Raw genomic sequence first — 6,059 nt, 5'->3', positions numbered from 1 at the left:
ATTCTCGTCCCTGATCGACGACGATATATTCCAGGTGCTGACACTCGAAGGTTCAGTGGCGGCGCGCGATCATATCGGCGGTACTGCACCGCGCCAGGTGCGGCTGGCGATCCAGCATTTGCGGCAGCAACTGGGCTGAATAGAACGCTGAATCAAACGTCAATTCAAGCGCCAAAATGGCTGGAAGCGCAATGCTTCCAGCCATCAGCACGCGCCAGCGCTGTTTTGCATCAAAGATACTCCATCTCAATCGGCAAACTCGACAACGGTTTGACTTCCTCCAGGCAGATCATGGAACGCACGCCAGCCACGCCCGGCACCTGCATCAATCTGTCGGTCAAGAAATGCGACAAGCTTTTCAGGTCGTGTGAAACCACTTTGAGCATATAGTCGAAGTCGCCGGAAATCGTGAAGCACTCGATGATCTCCGGAAAGGCTTTGATTACTTTCTCGACTTCGCGCACCTGCTTGAACTGATCGCGATCCAGCGACAGTGCGACGAAAGCCACAACGCCCAAGCCAACTGCCGACGGCGCCACCAGCGCCGCATAACGACGAATCACTCCTTGTTCTTCCAGCGCCCTGACTCTGCGCAAGCATTGTGGCGCCGAAAGATGAATGCTTTCACCGAGCTCGACATTGCTGGTGCGGCCGTCTTCTTGCAGCAATTCGAGAATTTTTTTATCGATCTTGTCCATGATGTTTTCCATTTTGATGCAATAAAGCTGCGTATTTCCCACATAATCTACACAATAACGAACGCAAATTTCTAGTATTTATATGTAAAATTTCCTGCATCGAAATCAACCAAGGCTACCCCAAGCACTATCGATCATGGTCAAATACATCGGAATCCACGAACTGCAAACCTTTCTCGCCAGCAATCCTGTCGAGCGCGTCATCGAGTCTCTAGCGGCTTATATCGAGGAGGATTATCTGCGCTGGTCGCAGTTTGAAAAAACTGCGCGGCTGGCCAGCCATTCTGCGGTCGGCGTGATCGAACTGATGCCGATTACCGACGGCAACTTATATTCCTTCAAATACGTCAACGGACATCCGCAAAACACCAACGATGGCTTGATGACCGTTACCGCCTTCGGCGTACTGGCCGACGTCAACACCGGTTATCCACATCTGCTTAGCGAATTGACACTGACCACGGCGCTGCGCACCGCAGCAACCTCGTTGCTGGCAGCGCGTCATATGGCGCGCAAAGACAGCCGCTCCATGGCGCTGATCGGCAACGGCGCGCAAAGCGAATTCCAGGCAATCGCGTTCCACCGCTTGCTCGGCATCAAGGAATTGCGCGTATTCGATGTAGATCCTTCTGCCACGCAAAAGCTGTGCCACAATCTTGCCGCCTATGCTGATAGCGGCTTGCGGATTGTCCGCGCGAATAGCATTGCCGAGGCAGTGCGCGGCGCCGATATCGTCACAACCGTGACGGCCGACAAGCGTAATGCGGTGATCCTGACGCCGGAGATGATCGAGCCCGGCATGCATTTGAACGCGGTGGGCGGCGATTGTCCGGGCAAGACGGAGTTGCACCAGGATGTCTTGAAGATGGCGCGCGTGATTGTCGAATTCGAGCCGCAATCGCGCATCGAGGGTGAATTGCAACAGATGCCGGCGGATTTCCCAGTGACGGAATTCTGGCAAGTTCTGTCCGGAGTCGCTAGCGGCCGTGACTCTGCCGAGGAAGTCACCGTGTTCGATTCTGTCGGTTTTGCGCTGGAAGATTTTTCCGCATTGCGGTATCTTGACCAACAATTGGGCGATGACTACGTACAAACGATCGATCTGATCCCGCAACTGGCCGATCCGAAAAACTTGTATGGTGCGGCAATCGCAGGGATTCCGGTGCAACCAAGCCGGTCGCCGGCCGCCGTCGTGCTCGCCTGATTAGATGACAAGTATCAAGCAACAAATATTAATAAAAACAATTAAGCATGGGATTTTGATGAAGACAATCAGATTGATTGGGGCGCCAAGCGACATCGGCGCCAGCCGGCGCGGCGCCTCGATGGGGCCGGAAGCCATGAGAGTGGCGAACCTGCAGCAGGCGCTGCAACAGCATGGCTTGCAGGTCAACGACGCCGGCAACCTGGACGGCCCGGCCAATCCGCAACTGCCGCCGGTCGACGGCTTTCGCCATCTGGCCGAAGTAAGCGCCTGGAATCGCAGCATCCATGAGGCGGTACTGGGATCCTTGCGCGACAACCAGTTGCCGGTCTTGCTGGGCGGCGACCACGCGCTGGCAATCGGCTCGATCGCCGCAGTGGCCCAGCATTGCAGGGAGACAGGCAAGAAGCTGATCGTGTTGTGGCTGGATGCGCACGGCGACGCCAATACCAGCGCCTCGACCCCGACCGGCAACATCCACGGCATGCCGGTAGCCTGCCTGCTGGGGCGCGGCCCGCAACAACTGGTCAGCATCGGCGGCCAAGTGCCGGCGCTGCAGCCGGATGTGATACGGCAAATCGGCATACGCAGCGTCGACCGTGAAGAAAAGCAACATATGCACGAACTGGGATTGAAGGTTTTCGACATGCGCTATATCGATGAGTACGGCATGCGCGCTACGATGGAGCAGGCGCTGGCGCAGATCGACGAACATACGCATCTGCACGTAAGCTTCGACATCGATTTCCTCGACCCATCGTTTGCGCCTGGCGTCGGCACTGCAGTGCCCGGCGGGCCGACCTATCGCGAAACCCAGTTGTGCATGGAAATGATCGCCGATACCGGACGCCTGGCGTCGCTCGACATCATGGAATTGAATCCGGCCTGCGATGTGCGCAACCAGACCGCTGAGCTGGTGGTTGAACTGGTCGAAAGCCTGTTCGGCAAATCGACCCTGATCCGCGCCTGAATCGGTTGGCACGAGTTGGCACGATACTGGCTTATCCGAAGACAAGAATGCACCATCCGATTTACACAGTCGATATTCACATCTAATTAAAACATTTAGTACATTTCATCAACCCGGGAGAAGCACCATGTCGTTCAAGAAATTTGCCTTGCTTGCCAGCAGCGTTCTGGCCTTTGCATTGCCAGCCGTCGCAGTCCACGCCGCCGATCAGACTTATGTCGTCGGCGCCGGCGGCACCTACCGCCCGTTCGAATTCGAGACAGCGAAGAAGGAACTGGTCGGCTTCGACATCGACATCATCAAGGCGGTCAGCAAGGCTTCCGGCTTCAACATCAAGCTGGTCAGCACGCCTTGGGAAGGGATTTTCGCCACCGTCAACCAAGGCGACCGCGACATCTTGATTTCCGGCATCACGATTACCGACAAGCGCAAGGAGATGGTCGATTTTTCCTTGCCCTATTTCCCTGCCGATCAAGTGATCATCGTCGGCGACGGACCGAAGGTGACCGGCCTGGCGGACTTGAAGAAACTGCAGGTCGGCGTAGTTAATTCCAGCACCGGCGACATCGTCGTCTCGGAGGAGATCGGCAAGAATAACGTGGCAATTCACCGCTTCGACAATACACCGCTGATGCTGGAAGAACTGTACCGCGGCGGCGTCGATGCGGCGGTCGGCGATGTCGGCGTGATCAAGTTCTACATCAAGAGCCATCCGGAGAAGAAATTCAAGGTGGTCGGCGACAACAAGTTTACGCGCCAGTATTTCGGCATGGCGGTGCAAAAGGGTAACAAGGTCCTGCTCGACAAGATCAACGCCGGCCTCAAGAAAATCGTTGCCGACGGCACTTACGCCAAGATCTACAAGGAATGGTTTGACGACAATGTGCCAACCCTGCCGTTGCAATAATCCGCGCAAGATCTGATTCCTCTACACGGATTACATTATGTTTTCTTCATTCCACTGGCAAATCATTGAAGAGTACCTGCCGTTGTTCATCGAAGGTACCTGGATGACGCTGAAGGCCGCGGTCATTTGCGTGATCGCCGGCACCTTGCTGGGTCTGGTGCTGGGCGTTGGCCGCCTGGCCGAAGCCCGGCATGGGTTCTATAAATATTTCCTGCGTTACGCAGTGCAGTTGCCGGTGCGTTTCTATGTCAGCTTCTTTCGTGGCACGCCGCTGTTCGTGCAAATCCTGCTGATCCACTTCGCTTTGATGCCCTTATTGATCAATCCGAGCGGCGGCTTGATCGTCAGCGGCGACCTGGCGCGCGAGATCCGTTCGCAATACGGCGCTTTCCTGTCGGCGGTGCTGGCGATTTCGCTCAACTCCGGCGCCTACGTATCGGAGATCTTCCGGGCCGGCATCCAGTCTATCGATCGCGGCCAAAGCGAAGCGTCGCGTTCGCTGGGGATGAACTATCTGCAGACCTTGCGCAAGGTGGTGCTGCCGCAGGCGTTCCGGCGCATGCTGCCGCCGCTGGGCAACAACGCGATCGCCATCGTCAAGGATTCGTCGCTGGCCTCGGCGATCGGCCTGGCTGAACTGGCTTACGCCGCACGCACGGTCTCCGGCGCCTATGCGCGCTACTGGGAACCGTATTTGACGATTTCGCTGATTTACTGGGGCATCACCTTGCTTCTGTCGGCGTTCGTCGAGCATCTTGAGAAAAGATATGGCAAAGGTGATGCACGGTGATACACGTTAAACAACTGCAAAAAAACTACGGCAACGCCCACATCCTGCGCGGCATCGATTGCGATATCGCCGAAAGCGAAGTGGTGTGCGTGATCGGCCCCTCGGGCTCGGGCAAGAGTACCTTCCTGCGTTGCCTGAACGGCCTGGAAGAGGCTTCCGGCGGCGAAATCCTGGTCGACGGCGTCAAGGTCAACGATCCCACCATCGACTTGAACGCGATGCGGGCCGGCGTCGGCATGGTATTCCAGCGCTTCAACCTGTTTCCGCACATGTCGGTGCTGGAAAATCTGATCATGGCGCCGATGCAGGTCAAGAAGATGTCGCGCAAGGATGCAACGCTGGTGGCGGAAAAGCTGTTGCTGAAGGTTGGCCTGCTGGAAAAGATCGATGCGTTTCCGAACCAGCTGTCCGGCGGCCAGCAACAGCGGGTGGCTATTGCGCGGGCGCTGGCGATGGAACCCAAGGTCATGCTGTTCGACGAGCCGACTTCGGCGCTCGATCCGGAATTGGTGGGCGAAGTATTGACCGTGATGAAGGCGCTGGCCGGCGAGGGAATGACGATGGTGGTAGTCACGCACGAGATGGGTTTCGCGCGCGATGTGTCCGACCGCGTATTCTTCATCGATCAGGGCGTCATCATGGAACAAGGGCCACCGCAGCAGGTACTGGGCGAGCCGCGCAATGAACGCACGCGCGACTTTCTGCGGAAGGTACTGCTGTAGTTCCTGTAGATGGATGTTCGCCGTCGCTGCGCATGCGGACAGCAGCGACGGAATTTTTCGCTTATTTTCACTTATGTCCAACCCACGATTCAATCCTCGTTTCAATACTCCCCGGTTCAATACTCAATCATGACAGCACAACTCTCTAAAAAAGGCGAAGCCTGGTCGGCTCGTTTTTCTGAACCGGTCTCCGATCTGGTCAAACGCTACACTGCCTCGGTATTTTTCGACAAGCGCCTGGCCGCGGTCGACATCCAAGGCTCGCTGGCGCATGCCGAGATGCTGGCGTATCAAAAAATCATCAGCGCCGACGACTATGCAGCGATCCAGAAAGGCATGAGCCAGATCCAAAGCGAAATCGCCGCCGGCAAGTTCGAATGGCTGCTGGATCTGGAAGACGTTCACCTGAATATTGAAAAGCGCCTGACCGAACTGGTCGGCGACGCCGGCAAACGGCTGCATACCGGCCGTTCCCGCAACGACCAGGTCGCCACCGATATCCGCCTCTACCTGCGCGGCGCCATCGACGACATCAGCGGCCTGCTGCGCGAACTGCGCCTGGCCCTGCTGGATCTGGCCGAACAGCACGCCGACACCATCCTGCCCGGCTTCACCCACATGCAAGTCGCGCAGCCGATCACCTTCGGCCATCACGTACTCGCCTATGTCGAAATGTTCGGCCGCGACGCCGAACGCATGCAGGATTGCCGCAAGCGCGTCAACCGCCTGCCGCTGGGCGCCGCCGCCCTGGCCGGCACCACTTTCCCG

At 57.1% G+C, this 6,059-nt stretch carries 7 protein-coding genes; 6 read left to right on the top strand and 1 reads right to left on the bottom strand.

Annotated features, from left to right (window positions below; translation table 11 throughout):
• Window positions 1–230 precede the first annotated feature (230 nt).
• The gene (locus VNZ60_RS06685) at window positions 231–698 is read right to left on the bottom strand and encodes an Lrp/AsnC family transcriptional regulator (protein WP_211465246.1); all 468 of its coding nucleotides are present in this window, start codon (window positions 696–698) and stop codon (window positions 231–233) included.
• Window positions 699–834: 136 nt separating this feature from the next.
• Here VNZ60_RS06685 and VNZ60_RS06680 point away from each other — a divergent pair, with 136 nt between their 5' ends.
• The 6 genes from VNZ60_RS06680 to VNZ60_RS06655 all read left to right on the top strand — a co-directional run.
• Window positions 835–1,902, top strand: a complete 1,068-nt coding sequence (locus VNZ60_RS06680) for an ornithine cyclodeaminase (RefSeq protein ID WP_325657647.1) — start codon at window positions 835–837, stop codon at window positions 1,900–1,902.
• 58 nt (window positions 1,903–1,960) lie between these two features.
• The gene (gene rocF, locus VNZ60_RS06675; RefSeq protein ID WP_325657646.1) at window positions 1,961–2,872 is read left to right on the top strand and encodes an arginase; all 912 of its coding nucleotides are present in this window, start codon (window positions 1,961–1,963) and stop codon (window positions 2,870–2,872) included.
• A gap of 127 nt (window positions 2,873–2,999) precedes the next feature.
• Complete coding sequence (locus VNZ60_RS06670; protein WP_325657645.1) at window positions 3,000–3,779, top strand: basic amino acid ABC transporter substrate-binding protein; 780 nt, start codon at window positions 3,000–3,002, stop codon at window positions 3,777–3,779.
• A gap of 37 nt (window positions 3,780–3,816) precedes the next feature.
• A complete protein-coding gene (locus VNZ60_RS06665; RefSeq protein WP_325657644.1) occupies window positions 3,817–4,569 on the top strand; it encodes an amino acid ABC transporter permease in 753 nt (250 codons plus the stop codon).
• Window positions 4,566–5,291 (top strand): amino acid ABC transporter ATP-binding protein, encoded by a 726-nt coding sequence (locus VNZ60_RS06660; protein WP_325657643.1) that lies wholly within the window; start codon window positions 4,566–4,568, stop codon window positions 5,289–5,291. Before VNZ60_RS06665 ends, VNZ60_RS06660 begins: the two co-directional genes overlap by 4 nt.
• A gap of 129 nt (window positions 5,292–5,420) precedes the next feature.
• Window positions 5,421–6,059, top strand: a 639-nt coding sequence (locus VNZ60_RS06655) for a lyase family protein (protein WP_325657642.1), incomplete at its 3' end; no start/stop codon positions are given.

It is taken from the genome of Collimonas sp. (assembly GCF_035566375.1).
Taxonomy (GTDB): Bacteria; Pseudomonadota; Gammaproteobacteria; order Burkholderiales; family Burkholderiaceae_D; genus Collimonas.
This window is presented reverse-complemented; position numbering and strand designations above follow the sequence as displayed.